The sequence below is a fragment of the Bacillus sp. ME78 genome, from assembly GCF_903970865.1.
Taxonomy (GTDB): domain Bacteria; phylum Bacillota; class Bacilli; order Bacillales; family Bacillaceae_G; genus Bacillus_A; species Bacillus_A cereus.
Genome location: NZ_CAJCKK010000003.1, coordinates 1 through 14,867, shown reverse-complemented (window position 1 = coordinate 14,867; position 14,867 = coordinate 1). Strand labels below are relative to the sequence as shown.

The following is a 14,867-nucleotide window of genomic DNA, read 5'->3' as shown; positions in this document are numbered from 1 at the left end:
TTGTGATTTAGGATGCTTTTTTGTTTTAATGATTAATACTTCAAAAGAAGGTATAATTCAGATTGTCTTTTCAGTGTTTTAGGCTGAAATTAGTAGTAGAGATAGAACCGATATTATAATCATCCTTATAATCAATTGAAGTAGTAAATTTCTTATTTGTATCATCTTTGATATGACCAGTTATAAAAATAGTTTCGATATCATTAGAAGGAAATCGATGATTCGTAATAGTCACTTCTAAATTCTCTTTTTCTTTGAAATACTGAATGGTTTCTTCTGTTGCTTTATTAACAATTTGTTGTTCCTCATTCTTTTGATCTATAGTACAACCTCCTAAAAGGATAAGTGTAAAAATAAAGAATAATCTTATAGCATATTTTTTCACGAATAATCACTCCGTTAATAGTGCGTTATATTCCTCTTAACTAAATTGTATATCCACAGAATATGGTGTGGTGAAGTATAAAGAAAAGGCACTCTAAAGTGCCTGGATTATTAGTTTTTAAGCTCTAAATTTTTGGTGGTTGAAATAGCGCCGATATGATAATTATTTGCGTATTCAACTGAAGCAGTAAATTCTTTCGTTTTATCATTAGTCACATAGCCTGATATAGAGATAGTTTGAAAGTCTTTTGGTCCAAATTCATGATCTGTAATTGATACATCTAAGCCCTCTGTTTTTTTGAAATATTGAATGGTTTCTTCTGTTGCTTTATTAATGATTTCTTCATCGGTATTATTTTCATTATTACAGTCTCCTAAGGTAGTAATAATGAAAATGAAAACTAAATATAAAAACAATCTTTTATGCAACATAATTCTCCTCCAATCATTGGTTCCTAAATTAGGGATATATCAAATGTTGCAGAAGAGAAACTTTAAAATGTTTTAATAGGTTCAAATCAATCTAGGTTTTTAAGAATTATTTGAGGGGCTCCTTTTGAAAATAAAAATAGACACCTTATTGTTAGGTGCCCAAAAGTTTGATACATTGCTTCTAAATTTTTAACGTTAGAAGTTGAGCTTATTGAATATTGATCTTATCCTTTATATACATATGAAATAATTGGAATTAATACAAAGGGCCAACAAAAATATACTTTATTTTCATATTATTTTCAGTCATCATAACTAATACTTTCAACCCTATATTTATCTCTATAATTTATATCTGCAGTTATTTTACGATTTGGATTATTGGTTACATGACCCGATACAAAAATTACTCCAAAATCTGCAGGGCCGAATTCGACTTTTGTCACTGTAACATCTAGTTTTTTATCCTCTTTAAAATGTTGGATTGCGATCTTTGTCGCTTTTTCTTTTAATGCTATTTCTTCATTGTTCTCTTGTTTGTTCATATACATAAACCCTCCAATAAAAAATATAATTATAATTATTATTAATAAAAATCCCTTTTTTTTCAAAAAAATCACCCTCTCCTAATGATAAACTATATAATTAGAATAAACTATTTATTATAGGAGTGAAAGAATGAAAGAAAGTGCAGTTTTAGATCAAACTTATTATGATTTGGCAAAAGGAGCATATAGGAATGATTTAGGTAAAAATTATGAGATAAAGGATTATACAGATCAAAAAAAAGTTTTACAGACATGGAAAGTAGGAGAAACATTCCACGACAAACAAACCGGAATGGACGCAGTAGTCTTTGAACGAGATGTCGATGGGAAGAAGCAAGTTATGGTAGCTTTCCGAGGAACAGAAGGGGATAAAATTATAGAGAAAAACTCTTTAGGCATTCCGATGAAGCCAGGGGAAGGTATGAAGGATTTAAAAACAGATACTAATCATTTTGTATTACGAGAAGGTGTTCATGAACCAGCAGCACCTCCTGTAGCAGGGACTGAGAATGAAGGTTCAAAGAAATATTGGAATGAAGAGAATCAGCGCTGGGAAACACATAATCAATTCGAACAAGCTGAAAGGGTCATGAAACAAGTAACGGATACATACAAGGACAGGGATGATGTAGAGATATATACGACGGGTCATTCGTTAGGGGGAGCTTTAGCGGAGTATGCAGCGGCATCTAATGATAATGTAAGATGTATGTCATGGAATGCGCCGAGTGCAAAACATTTGTTACCGCCTGATTTACAAGAAAGAGCAAATAATGGTGAGTTTAATAATAGAATTGTAAGTGTTGTTCACGGAAATGATTCAATTGGCTATGGACCATTTGGTGCATATGAAAGTCATATAGGCTCTACTTATGCGGTAACCCCACCAATTTCGAAAGAAGAAATGTCAAAGCTATCATTACAGCAAAAGCTTGGGATGGATGTTACTCGATTTTTAAATTCGATAAGTGGCCCTGGTTATCATTATCAAACAGATCAGAACTTCCGGTTTGGAGAGAATGGATCTTTATCAAATAAATACTTGTTAAATGTAGACACGAATGAAAGAGTTTATGATTCACCAGGCGCGTTATTAGGCGGGGGAGAGATTCGTGTAGTGGTAGAGAATTTAGAACAAGCTGTAAGAGATATGAAGCGAAACGCGCAAGAATTTCAAGATAGAGTACCGAGGTTAATTTCTAATATGATGACATTATTAGAAACGGCTGAAAGTAGACGGGTAGAAGCTAAAGTAAATAATATACGTGCACATGTAGAGCATTTAAGTTTTTGGTACATACGAACAGCAACGGAAATTTCAGATTTTATTGAGAAGAAAGCCGAGGATTATAAGAAGACGGATCAACAATATTAAGGGAGAAGATTAAGATGCCGAGAATTTACTTAAATGAAGAAGCATTGAGCCAAGCTTTACAACAATTTGACCATATGATTCAAGATTTAAACCATAATAAAAGAGTGGTAAGTACTGTACATGATTTACTCTTATCAAGCTGGTCTCAACTTGGAGTAGGGAAAAAAGCCATTAGCGATTTAGAATCTTTTAAAAAAGATATTGAAAGACGAATGGAAGAATTAGAGTCTGATAAAAGAGAGTTAAAGGGTGCGATTGATTTATTAAAAGCGCTAGATCAAAGTTATGATTACATGGGGCCTAAATATTAGATTACAAGAAGCACTCACAACGGTGCTTTTTGTGATTTAACTGGATTAAAGATTATTGTAGTAATTATTAAGGAATATGATCCAGATTCATAATATAGATTGAAAAAGTAATATATAGTTTTGAATCAAACTTGCAAACGATAATTTTTTATTTTACAATTTACTTACCGACCGGTAAGTAAAAATAAGTGAGGTACAGTATGACGAAGAATTTACAAACATCGCAGAACATTGTAGAGGCATCATTTAAACTTATGGCAGAACACGGCATTGAGAAGATGAGTCTTTCCATGATTGCGAAAGAGGTAGGTATTTCAAAACCGGCTATTTACTATCATTTTTCTTCTAAAGAAGCGTTAGTTGATTTTTTATTTGAAGAGATTTTTTCTGATTATCATTTTGCAAATTACTTCGATAAAGAGCAGTATACGAAAGAAAACTTTGCAGAAAAGCTAATCGCAGATGGTTTACATATGCTCTCTGAGTATGAAGGGCAAGAAGGAATACTACGCGTTATCAATGAATTTATCGTAACTGCATCGCGAAATGAAAAGTACCAGAAACGTTTATTTGAAATACAAGAGGATTTCTTACATGGTTTCCACGATTTATTGAAGAAAGGCGCGAGACTGGGCGTTGTGTCACAACATGAAACGGAAGAAAATGCTCATACGCTAGCGCTTGTGATCGATAATATGAGCAACTATATGCTCATGGGATTCCATTTAAAGTATAAAGAAATTTGGATTCGAAATGTGAAAAACGTCATGAAGGAGGAGTAAAGATGAAAATGCAAAAAAACTGGTGGCTCGGTTTTCTTGGATTTATTGGGATTTATAAAATACCAGGTATGATTGAAGCTTTTCAAGCGGATGGAAGTTGGCTAAAGTTAATCGGTTTCATTTGGTTACTTTGGTTCGGATATTTTATTCCGGAGAAGAAAGAAGATTAAATTTCAATTTTCTGTAAAGTTATGTAAAATATAGATTGGGAGTATTCATATATTAGATTACTAGATTTGGAGTGGTTACATGGGTCCATTGAAAAATGAAATTCACCCTGACATGGTCAAGGTGTGGAAAGTTCGTGCTGTAATTCAAGAAGGGATTGGTATACTCGTCATTTTAGCTTACCTTTTCCTCATGATAAAGTTTGATTGGTGGGCGTGGATTTTGTATGTAATGATTGGGCTGACAGTTGTGTTCGCACCATTTTCGTACTTCTTATTCCCGAAACTACGTCAACGTTATTACAGCTACCAACTAAATGAAGAAGAGCTTGAAATTCAGCATGGTCTTTTTGTCGTAAAGCGCGTATTAGTACCGATGATTCGTGTGCAGCACGTAACGATTGAACAAGGACCAATTATGAGAAAATATGGCTTAGCAGAATTACACATTTCAACAGCAGCAACTTCTCATAGCATCCCAGGCTTAACGATGTATGAAGCAGAAATGTTGAAAACGAAAATCGCAGAATTAGCGAAAGTGAGTGATGAGGATGTATAAGAGGCAGCATCCAATCACGATGTTATTAGAATTAAAAATAACAGATTTTATACCACTCATTATTTTCATGTTTAGCTTAAACGGAAAATTCCCGTTTTGGTATTTAATTCCCGCAGCATTTGGTTTACTCACCGTTTTTTCAGCATTTGAAAAATGGTATTACACAACATATTGGGTTGAAAATAACGTATTACATGTGAAAAAAGGTCTCTTCGTGAAAAAGGAGAGCTACTTAAATAAAGAACGTGTTCAAACGATTAATACAAGCTCTAACGTACTATATCAAATGCTCGGTTTAAAAAAAATTCAGATTGAAACAGCTGGTGGGGGCGATGAAGCAGAAGTTAGCTTAGCTGGTATTACGGCAGAAGAAGCGGCGGAGCTTATTACTTTGCTAAATGAGTCAACTCCAGAAGTGAAAGCAGAAGGAACGTTAGACGAAGCAACAGAAAATGTAGTAGAAAAAGAAATTGTTACAGAAGAAAAACAAGCGACAGAATATAAATTAACTTGGAAAGAGATTTTATTAGCATCTGTTACATCTGGTCAATTTGGACTATTATTCTCTTTAATCTTTTTCGTTTATCACCAAGTAGATGAGTACATTCCGAAATGGATAGAGAATGGCGTAAAGTCGTATGTAATGGAACATGATATATATGGCTGGATTTTCATGGTAGCCATGTTACTCGTTCTTTCTTGGATTATATCTACAATCGGTTACGCGTTAAAACATGGCGATTTCACAGTGAATCGAAGAAATGACGAAGTCCGCATTTCGCAAGGATTGCTTGAGAAAAAAGAGCTCGTACTAAAATTGCATCGTATTCAAGGTATTACGATAAAAGAAAGTATTTTACGCCAACCATTCGGTTATTGTGCTGTGCAAGTAGAAGTCATTCAAAGTAAAGGAATGAGTGACGAAAAAGAAAAGGTTACACTGCACCCAATCATTCGAAAAGATCGAGTACAACAGTTACTCGCCCATTTACAATTACCATACGAACTGAATGCAAACATTATTGCATTACCAAAAGCAGCATTACGCCGCTATCTCATTGATAGTTTCATTTTCTTCGCAATGCTAGCAATCCCGTTTATTGGAATAAGTATATACTCTGAAAAGCACTTCATCATGTGGGCATTAATTCCGCTCGCGATCCTCATCTTTACACTTGGATACGCAACATTTAAAACAAATGGTTACAGTGTTAACGGAGAACAAATTACACTTGTCTATCGTAGCGTCGGAAAATATACAGGACTTATTAGAAGAAGACATGTCCAATCAATGGAGAAGACACAATCATATTTCCAGCGCCGTGCGGATTTATGTACGTATAAGTTTTCGAGTGCATCATCTAGTTATAAAATAGAGCATACGAGAGTAGAAGATGCGGAGAGAATGCAGAATTGGTATAAGAAGAAGTTAAGTGAGAAATAACTTGAGAAAGCTTGCCTATTATGAAGGGCAAGCTTTTTTGTTATAGGGAAAAGAGTCGTTTAATCCATATATTAGTACAACTACAGCACACATGTATCAATACGTATGCAAAAAGGAGTATGCTTCTGTTTTAGGAAAATATGTGGAATTTTTGATATAAATGGTATACTAAAATACAAATAGTATTAGGAGGTTATATATGATAAGTCAGTTGAAAAGAGAAGCACTTGATGCATTAAAAGGAAGATGGGGATTAGCGGTAGGGGCAACTTTATTAATTGGAATCCTTATTGGAGCTGTTGAAATGCTAACAACAGGTATTTTCTCGATATTTTGGGGTTGGGAAGAGGCAAGTGATTCACTTACAGTAAGTATTATAGTAATGCTTGTTATTGGTCCATTAACAATAGGTGCCTATTATCTTGTTTTAAATGCAATTCGTGGGACTGATGCTCGCATTGGTCATATATTTAGATGGTTTAGCGATGGAAGTAAGTTGATGAAGTCGTTTTTAACATATTTACTAATGTATGTATACTTGACTCTATGGACATTACTTCTTATTATTCCAGGTATTATTAAATCATTTTCTTATTCTATGACATATTTTATTTTGAATGATCATCCAGAATATACAGCGAATCAAGCGATTACTGAGAGTCGTCATATGATGAATGGACATAAAATGGATTACTTTTTACTATGCTTAAGTTTCTTAGGCTGGTTCATATTAAGTATTCTTACTATAGGAATCGGTTTCTTATGGTTAGCACCGTATTTCTACGCGACATCAGCCGCATTTTATGAAGAGATTTCAAAAGAATATTATAAAAAAGAAGGCACTACTTTCTAATAACCACCTATCCCCTAAAGAATATAGGGCACAGATAGTTTAGATGTTCTGTTTAGGGGGGATTTCAGGATAAGGTATAGGTTTTTATATAAAAATTATGCCCTCTATGTTTTAGCATAGAGGGCTATTTTTTTTGTGAAAGTAATGAATAATATATGTGAAACAAAAAAAGTGAGGTGAATGAGAGTGAGCAAATTTTTAATACCGTATTCATTTTCTATATTAAGTTTCTTTATTTCAGCAACAGCACTTGATTTATATGATAGGTTGGGAAACAATAGTGAGCTGGTTTCGCCGAACATAATTGGAAAGATAATTCAATCTACTGCGCAAATGGGAGTCCTTACATTGTATTTCGGAGTACCTATTATTTTAGGTGGCTGTCTACTTGGTGAGCTATTGTTTAGAGGTATCATTTTACGATTTAAACTCAGCTATATTATATCTTTATTATTATATCTACTTTTAGCTTTTAGTATTGTTTTCGTAACGGTAGGCATTCCAACTACATATGAAGATTCTAATACATTTTTCATGGGGATAACTATGATTTGTGCTGTGACATTCTTTGTGAGTCGGAATATATGGGAGAAAAAAGAAATGAATAATGGAGTAACAGAATGAAATATACATGTCCGTGCTGCGGGTATAGAACAATGGAAGAAGAACCACCAGATACATATGAAATTTGTAATATATGTTACTGGGAAGATGATGGGGTTCAGTTTAACGATCCTGACTATGAAGGCGGGGCGAATGAAGTCTCGTTAAGACAAGCACAGAAAAATTTTATTGCATTTGGTGCTTGCGAGGAATGTTTTGTTGGATTAGTTAGAAAACCGACTAGTGAAGATGTGAAGGATGCTAGTTGGAAGCAAATTAGTTAAATAGATTTAAATAAAAATGTTATTACTCGATGTAACAAGAGTAATAACATTTTTTTATGTAATGATGAAAGAATTAACGGCGTCTTATAAGGTAAAATAATAAAGATGATAACGTAATAGGTAGGCCTGTTTCCAAAAAGGCTTCTAAATTAAAGGATAGAAAATATCGGTCGTTAAACAACATAAAGAAGAAATGATTGTAGGAAATACCTAACACTATAAATAAAGGAATACCGATTTTTAATTCGTGACTTCCTCTTATTTTTCTATAACAAAATTCGCCTATTAAACAACCGATAAAAACAGGAATACTTCCAAGAATTGAAAGCATAATAATAGATACCCAAATCGGCCCCCATGAATCCGCATAATTTGGAACGCTTGTATACTGTAAAACATTCACAATGATAGAAAAAAACAATAAGCATATTAAATAACTAATAGAAAATTTTTTCAATGGAATCATCCTTATAAAATTTCACTTTATTTTTATGAAAATATAAACCTCTTTAAATTATAGATTAGATGTATAAGGATAATCAATTTTTATACATTTCGTGTTTATGGATATATTTTCAATAAATACAAAAGTATAGATGTATAGTCAGCTTTGTGTGTTTAATGTTATCATATTGAATGATATGGAAATTTTTAATAGAATAAGTAACTAAAAATTCAAAGGTAATGAAGCTTTTGTTGTATAAAGAAAATACTTAGTAGTAATCAACAATATTAAAAATAAGATTCGTATTTATATAAATTTAGTAGAAATGGGGTTTTAAAAAGGAATGAGTATAAGCATAACGCGGCAAAAGATTTTGGCGGCCGCTTCTCAAATTGTGCAATGTAAAGGGGTTGCTAAATTAACCTTAGAAGCAGTGGCAAAAGAGGCGGGTGTAAGTAAAGGTGGATTATTGTATCACTTTTCAAATAAAGAAGCTTTAATAGAAGGTATGATAGTCAGAGGGGTAGAGGATTATGAGGGAGCCATTTACAATAAAGTAGCGGAAGACGTAGAGAAGAAAGGGAGATGGGTTCGCTCTTTTGTAGAGGAAAGATTAAATAATGAGAGAAGAACAGAAGAGTTATCTAGTAGTATGATGGCAGCATTCATGTTAAAACCTGAATTACTTGAGCCATTACAACAATCATTTCAGCAACTGCAAAAGAATATAGAAAATGATGAGATAGATTCAGTTTGTGCAACAATTATTAGATTAGCAGCAGATGGATTATGGTATTCGGAATATTTAGGGGTTGGAAGACTAAGCCCCGAGTTAAGAGAAAAAGTGATTCAAGCTCTTATTGGTAATTCATATAAATAGAATATACGAACTATATAATGCGAAAATAATTCACCATTGCTTCTTTAATGCAGTCGTGAATTATTTTTTTTATTAGAAAAATAGAACAATTTTATAGAGTATTGAATTATAACCGTCCAGACGGTATAGTAATATTTGGTTTAAGAGGAAAATGAAACAAAAAAAGAATAAAAGATATTTTTAGCACACTATTCGAAAGGATAGGCCGCAAAGCTTAGAGTCTACGGTAATACATATTGGTTACTAAGATCGTCTGGTTGCACATTTTTGATGCAACCGGACGGTCTTTTTTTGTTATATAAATATAAAAAATAGGAGGGAACTATGCAAATGAAAAGTACTAAAAGACATATTTCAATGGTTTCATTAGTTTTTCTAGTATTATTTTCAGTGCTGAATGTGTGGGCTCCAGTTATTCAAGCTGCTGTGATGAAAAGTCCAGTGGACGAAATTAATATTTCCCGTACTGATGGCACGACATCTGAACCGTATCAAGCCTCAGATGGTATGAAAGTAGAAGTGAAGTGGTCAGCTAAAGAAAAAATAAAAAGTGGAGATCAATTCACAATTGATATGCCAAAAGAGTTTCGAAAAGACCTTATGAATATGAGTTTTCCTTTAAAAGATGCTGAAGGAAAAACAGTTGGTACATGTGAGATGAAAAAGGGTCTATTAACGTGTACTATGGGTGATTACGTAGAAGGAAAGAATAACATTAAAGGTTCTTTATTCGTAGAATTCTACTTTGGTTTAGAAGCATATGATGGTGTTAAAGAAATTCCATTAGAATTTAACGTTGATGGTCAAATCGTTAATAAAGAAGTAAATGTAAGTAATACGACAGAGAGACCGAAGCCACAGCCCAATACAGATAATCTATTGAAATGGGGTTCTTATAATCAAGAAGATCCTTCGATTGCTGATTGGCTTGTATATGTAAATGCAACTGGAACAGAAATGCAAGATCTTAAATTAACAGATACATTAGGACCTGGACATGAGTTAATTACAGACAGCGTAGTATTAGAAGAGGCTGTATTTGAAGATGGTTATGCACCAACAAATATTAAGCCAGCAGATTTATCTAACATTAAAATAAATGCAACGAAGACTGGATTTATAATTGAGTTTCCAGACAGTTCAAAAGGCTATATTTTAAGATATAAAACAAAGGTTACAAATCCTGCTGCGAAGCCTCATAAAAATACTGTGAAATTAGAAGGTAAAAATATTAAAACTGAAGAAAAAGTAGGACAAGTATTCGTAAGTGGTGGGGGAGGATCCGGTTCAGGTGACAATAATCCACCTAGCATTGAAAAAAATATAGTTGATGAGAATGGCAAGCTTGTAGAGAATGAGCAGTTAACAAAAATGGATCAAGTTATTCAATACCAAGTTGGTACACATATACCGAACGATCCTCCTAAATACACTTCTATGGTAATTAGTGATGATTTAGAAGATGTTTTAGAAGTATTAGAGGCAAAAGTGTATGATCAAAATGGCCAAGATATTACTTCTAAAGGAACGTTAAATATAGATAAACAAAGAAGTGAAGTAACATTTACGTTTGGTGAGAGTTTTGACTATAAGTCATATGAAGACCAGATAATTAATCTCAGTATCAAGGCGAAAATCAAAAATAATGCAGACTTATCTTCTTACGTAGATAAGAAGATTCCTAATAAAGCGGAATTACATTTTGATGATAAAACTTTAACATCAAAAGAAGTAACTATTACGCCGCCTGAAGCTCCAAAAGATGGTACAGTATCGCTTCATAAAATAGATTCTGAGAATCCGAACAAAGGGTTAAAAGCTGCCGAATTTGAAGTCCGAAATAGTGCAAATGAAGTTGTTGCAAAACTGAAAACGGACGAAAAAGGTTTTTCAGTACCTCAAACTTTAGCTCCTGGGACGTATAAAGTATATGAAACAGTAGCACCAGAAGGATATCAAAAATTAACAAGTCCAGTAGAGGTTACACTTCAAGCTGGAGAAACAAAAACAATTGAAATTAAAAATACTATGCAAAAGGGTCAAATTGAAGTAAAGAAAATTGATTCGGAAAATGGTGAGAAACCATTAGCAAATGCAGAGTTTGATATAGTAAAAGACGGTGTAGTAGTCGAACATATTGTTACAGATAAAGATGGTAAGGCAATCTCTAAACCGTTAGCACCAGGAAAATATATTTTAAAAGAAACAAAAGCACCTGAAGGCTACCAATTAAAAGAAACAGAGTTCGAAGTAAATGTAACAGGGGACGGCATATTCCCAATACAAGTGGAAAATGCAATGGTAGACAAAGGTAATATAGAAATTACAAAAGTGGACAAAGAAAACGGGGCAGTATTAGCCGGTGTCGAATTTGAAGTCCAAGATGAGAAAGATGGCGTAGTAAGAAAAGTAGTAACAGATAAAGAAGGAAAAGCAAACGTTTCAGATCTATCAGTAGGAAAGTACAAATTAGTAGAGACGAAAAGCTTACCAGGTTACAAAAATCTAGCAGAACCAGTACTATTTGAAATTACAAAAGGTATGACAAAAGCTTTAGTAATAAAAGTAGAAAATGAGCAGTTAGACAAAGGCTCAGTAGAAATTACAAAAATAGATAAAGATAGTCAAAAAGTATTAGAAGGCGTAGTCTTCGAAGTGCAAGATGAGCAAGGAAAAGTAGTAACAGAAGTAAAAACAGATAAAGATGGTAAAGCAAAAATCTCAGATTTATCAGTAGGAAAGTACAAATTAGTAGAGACGAAAAGTTTACCTGGCTACAAAAAGCTAACAGAACCAGTATCATTCGAAATTACAAAAGGTATGACAACAGTCCTATCATTGAAAGTAGAAAATGAACAGTTAGATAAAGGTTCAGTAGAAATTACAAAAGTAGATAAAGACAACAAAAAAGCATTAAAAGGCGTAGTCTTTGAAGTGCAAGATGAAGCTGGAACAGTAGTAAAGGAAGTAAAAACAGATAAAGATGGTAAAGCAAAAATCTCAGATCTATCAGTAGGAAAGTACAAATTAGTAGAGAAAGAAAGTTTACCAGGCTATAAGAAACTAACAGATCCAGTATTATTTGAAATCAAAAAAGGCATGACTGAAGTTCTATCATTAAAAATAGAAAATGAAATGGTAGATACGGGAAATGTAGAGATAACAAAGATAGATAAAGATAATAAAGCACCGTTAGCGGGAGTAACATTCATCGTCCAAGATGAAAAGGGGAATGAAGTTACAAAAGTAACGACAGATAAAGATGGAAAAGCAAATGTTTCAGATTTACCTGTAGGAAAGTATGAATTAGTAGAGGTAGAAAGTTTGCCTGGTTATAAAAAACTAGAAAAACCAGTATCATTTGAAATCAAAAAAGGTATGACCGAGGTTCTATCATTAAAAGTAGAAAATGAAATGGTGGATACAGGGAATGTAGAGATAACAAAAATAGATAAAGATAGTAAAGCTCCATTAGAAAATGTTGTATTTGAAGTACGTGATTTAAAAGGAAAAGTAGTTGCGAAAGTAACGACGGATAAAGAAGGAAAAGCAAACGTTTCAGATTTACCTATTGGGAAGTATGAGTTGGTGGAAGTAGAAACACCGGCAGGATACAAACCACTAGAAAAGCCAATTTCATTCGAAATTGAAAAGGGTAGAGTAACAGCGCTAAAGCTAACAGTAGAAAATGAATTAGTGGATACAGGAAATGTAGAAATTACAAAAGTAGATAAAGAAAATAAAGATGCTTTAGCTGATGCAGTATTTGAGATTCAAGATGAAGCAGGACAAGTAGTCGCTAAAATAACGACAGATAAAAAAGGACAAGCACAAGTTACTAATTTATCCGTCGGCACATACAAGTTAGTAGAAGTAAAGGCACCAAAAGGGTATAAACAATTAGTAGATCCGATTACTTTCCAAATTGAAAAAGGCATGACAAAATCTCTTGCTTTAACAGTAGAAAACGAAATGTTAGACAAGGGAAATGTGGAAGTAACAAAAGTAGATAAAGATAGTCAAAAAGTATTAGAAGGCGTAGTCTTCGAAGTACAAGATGAGCAAGGCAAAGTAGTAACGGAAGTAAAAACAGATAAAAATGGTAAAGCAAAAATCTCAGACTTATCTGTAGGAAAGTACAAATTAGTAGAGAAAGAAAGCTTACCAGGTTACAAACAATTAACAGAACCAGTATCGTTTGAAATCAAAAAAGGAATGACAGAAGTTCTATCATTAAAAATAGAAAATGAAATGGTAGATACGGGAAATGTAGAAATTACAAAAATAGATAAAGATAATAAGGCACCGTTAGCAGGTGTAGTCTTTGAAGTTCAAGACGACAAAGGCAAGGTGGTAACGAAAGTAACGACAGATAAAGCTGGAAAAGCAACAGTTTCAGATTTATCAGTAGGAAAGTACAAGTTAGTAGAAGTAGAGAGTTTACCAGGCTACAAAAAATTAGAAAAGCCTGTACCATTTGAAATTAAAAAAGGTATGACAAAATCTTTAACGTTCACTGTAGAAAATGAAATGGTAGATACGGGGAATGTAGAAATCACAAAAATAGATAAAGACAGTAAAGCACCATTAGAAAATGTTGTATTTGAAGTACGTGACTCAAAAGGAAAAGTAGTTGCAAAAGTAACAACGGATAAAGAAGGAAAAGCAAACGTTTCAGATTTATCTATTGGAAAGTATGAGTTAGTAGAAGTAGAAACACCGGCAGGATACAAGCCACTAGAAAAGCCAGTTTCATTCGAAATTGAAAAAGGTAGAGTTACAGCATTACAATTGACTGTAGAAAATGAATTAGTGGATACAGGAAATATAGAAATTACAAAAGTAGATAAAGAAAATAAAGATGCTTTAGCTGATGCAGTCTTTGAAATTCAAGATGCAGCAGGACAAGTAGTCGCTAAAATAACGACAGATAAAAAAGGACAAGCACAAGTTACTAATTTATCAGTTGGAACATACAAGTTAGTAGAAGTAAAAGCACCAAAAGGATATAAGCAATTGGTAGATCCGATTACTTTCCAAATTGAAAAAGGCATGACAAAATCTCTTGCTTTAACAGTAGAAAATGAAATGTTAGACAAGGGAAATGTAGAAGTAACAAAAGTAGATAAAGATAGCCAAAAAGTATTAGAAGGCGTAGTCTTCGAAGTGCAAGATGAGCAAGGCAAAGTAGTAACAGAAGTAACGACAGATAAAGAAGGAAAAGCAAACGTTTCAGATCTATCAGTAGGAAAATACAAATTAGTAGAGACGAAGAGCTTACCAGGTTACAAGAAGTTAACGGAACCAGTATCATTCGAAATTAAAAAAGGTATGACAAAAGTCTTATCATTGAAAGTAGAGAATGAAAAGTTAGACAAAGGTTCAGTGGAGATTACAAAAATGGCCGCTGAAAGCAAGGAAGTCTTATCAGGAGCTGTGTTTGAAGTTCATGATGACAAGGGAAAAGTGGTAGTGAAAGTAACAACAGATAAAGATGGAAAGGCAAAAATCGCAGATCTATCTGTAGGTAACTACACACTAGTAGAAGTAGAAGCACCAAAAGGATATGAAAAATTAACTAATCCAATTCCATTTGAAATTACAAATGGAATGATAAATGCAGTTCAATTAGAAGTATTAAACAAATTGAATCATTTAGCACCACCAGGTCCAGAAACACCAGATCCAGAAAAGCCTGGAACACCAGATCCGGAGAAACCTGGAACACCAGATCCAGAAAAACCTGGAACACCAGATCCAGAAAAGCCTGGAACACCAGATCCAGAAAAGCCTGGAACAC

At 33.4% G+C, this 14,867-nt stretch carries 15 protein-coding genes and 1 riboswitch; of the genes, 11 read left to right on the top strand and 4 right to left on the bottom strand.

Annotation, left to right across the window (positions count from 1 at the left end; translation table 11 throughout):
* Window positions 1-70 precede the first annotated feature (70 nt).
* The 3 genes from H6481_RS05565 to H6481_RS05555 all read right to left on the bottom strand — a co-directional run bounded on the left by H6481_RS05565 (window position 71) and on the right by H6481_RS05555 (window position 1,361).
* Window positions 71-385: a hypothetical protein gene (locus H6481_RS05565; protein WP_000759576.1), complete on the bottom strand. Its 315-nt coding sequence runs from the start codon at window positions 383-385 to the stop codon at window positions 71-73.
* Window positions 386-495: 110 nt separating this feature from the next.
* Window positions 496-816 (bottom strand): DUF1433 domain-containing protein, encoded by a 321-nt coding sequence (locus H6481_RS05560; protein WP_023521366.1) that lies wholly within the window; start codon window positions 814-816, stop codon window positions 496-498.
* Window positions 817-1,118: 302 nt separating this feature from the next.
* The gene (locus H6481_RS05555; protein ID WP_223259179.1) at window positions 1,119-1,361 is read right to left on the bottom strand and encodes a hypothetical protein; all 243 of its coding nucleotides are present in this window, start codon (window positions 1,359-1,361) and stop codon (window positions 1,119-1,121) included.
* Between the two features lie 133 nt (window positions 1,362-1,494).
* On the opposite strand from H6481_RS05555, the gene H6481_RS05550 reads away from it, so the two are divergent.
* The 9 genes from H6481_RS05550 to H6481_RS05510 all read left to right on the top strand — a co-directional run bounded on the left by H6481_RS05550 (window position 1,495) and on the right by H6481_RS05510 (window position 7,742).
* Window positions 1,495-2,739 (top strand): DUF2974 domain-containing protein, encoded by a 1,245-nt coding sequence (locus H6481_RS05550; RefSeq protein WP_097919875.1) that lies wholly within the window; start codon window positions 1,495-1,497, stop codon window positions 2,737-2,739.
* A gap of 14 nt (window positions 2,740-2,753) precedes the next feature.
* Window positions 2,754-3,050, top strand: coding sequence for a hypothetical protein (locus tag H6481_RS05545; protein ID WP_002030222.1), 297 nt, complete (start codon window positions 2,754-2,756; stop codon window positions 3,048-3,050).
* Window positions 3,051-3,250: 200 nt separating this feature from the next.
* A complete protein-coding gene (locus H6481_RS05540) occupies window positions 3,251-3,832 on the top strand; it encodes a TetR/AcrR family transcriptional regulator (protein WP_016082590.1) in 582 nt (193 codons plus the stop codon).
* Between the two features lie 2 nt (window positions 3,833-3,834).
* Entirely contained in the window at window positions 3,835-4,002 is a 168-nt protein-coding gene (locus H6481_RS05535; protein ID WP_000783806.1) for a hypothetical protein, read from the top strand.
* A 79-nt stretch (window positions 4,003-4,081) separates the two neighbouring features.
* Window positions 4,082-4,558 carry a PH domain-containing protein gene (locus H6481_RS05530; protein ID WP_023521369.1) on the top strand — a complete coding sequence of 159 codons (477 nt, stop codon included), beginning with the start codon at window positions 4,082-4,084 and terminating at the stop codon, window positions 4,556-4,558.
* On the top strand, window positions 4,551-6,002 hold the full coding sequence (locus H6481_RS05525; RefSeq protein WP_097987105.1) for a PH domain-containing protein: 1,452 nt from the start codon (window positions 4,551-4,553) through the stop codon (window positions 6,000-6,002). Before H6481_RS05530 ends, H6481_RS05525 begins: the two co-directional genes overlap by 8 nt.
* Window positions 6,003-6,201: 199 nt before the next feature.
* Entirely contained in the window at window positions 6,202-6,855 is a 654-nt protein-coding gene (locus H6481_RS05520; protein WP_000625399.1) for a DUF975 family protein, read from the top strand.
* A 180-nt stretch (window positions 6,856-7,035) separates the two neighbouring features.
* Complete coding sequence (locus tag H6481_RS05515) at window positions 7,036-7,479, top strand: hypothetical protein (protein WP_080469748.1); 444 nt, start codon at window positions 7,036-7,038, stop codon at window positions 7,477-7,479.
* Window positions 7,476-7,742, top strand: coding sequence for a CPCC family cysteine-rich protein (locus H6481_RS05510; protein WP_023521374.1), 267 nt, complete (start codon window positions 7,476-7,478; stop codon window positions 7,740-7,742). The genes H6481_RS05515 and H6481_RS05510 overlap by 4 nt, the downstream gene beginning before the upstream one ends.
* A 73-nt stretch (window positions 7,743-7,815) precedes the next feature.
* Here the strand turns inward: H6481_RS05510 and H6481_RS05505 are convergent, their stop codons facing one another.
* Window positions 7,816-8,199 (bottom strand): hypothetical protein, encoded by a 384-nt coding sequence (locus tag H6481_RS05505; protein ID WP_063546734.1) that lies wholly within the window; start codon window positions 8,197-8,199, stop codon window positions 7,816-7,818.
* 331 nt (window positions 8,200-8,530) lie between these two features.
* Between H6481_RS05505 and H6481_RS05500 the strand changes: the two genes are divergently transcribed.
* Together H6481_RS05500 and H6481_RS05495 are read left to right on the top strand one after the other, a co-directional pair.
* Window positions 8,531-9,067 carry a TetR/AcrR family transcriptional regulator gene (locus H6481_RS05500; RefSeq protein WP_063546736.1) on the top strand — a complete coding sequence of 179 codons (537 nt, stop codon included), beginning with the start codon at window positions 8,531-8,533 and terminating at the stop codon, window positions 9,065-9,067.
* A 172-nt stretch (window positions 9,068-9,239) separates the two neighbouring features.
* Window positions 9,240-9,332, top strand: a riboswitch (cyclic di-GMP riboswitch).
* A 59-nt stretch (window positions 9,333-9,391) separates the two neighbouring features.
* Window positions 9,392-14,867, top strand: a 5,476-nt coding sequence (locus H6481_RS05495; protein ID WP_182811142.1) for a SpaA isopeptide-forming pilin-related protein, incomplete at its 3' end; no start/stop codon positions are given.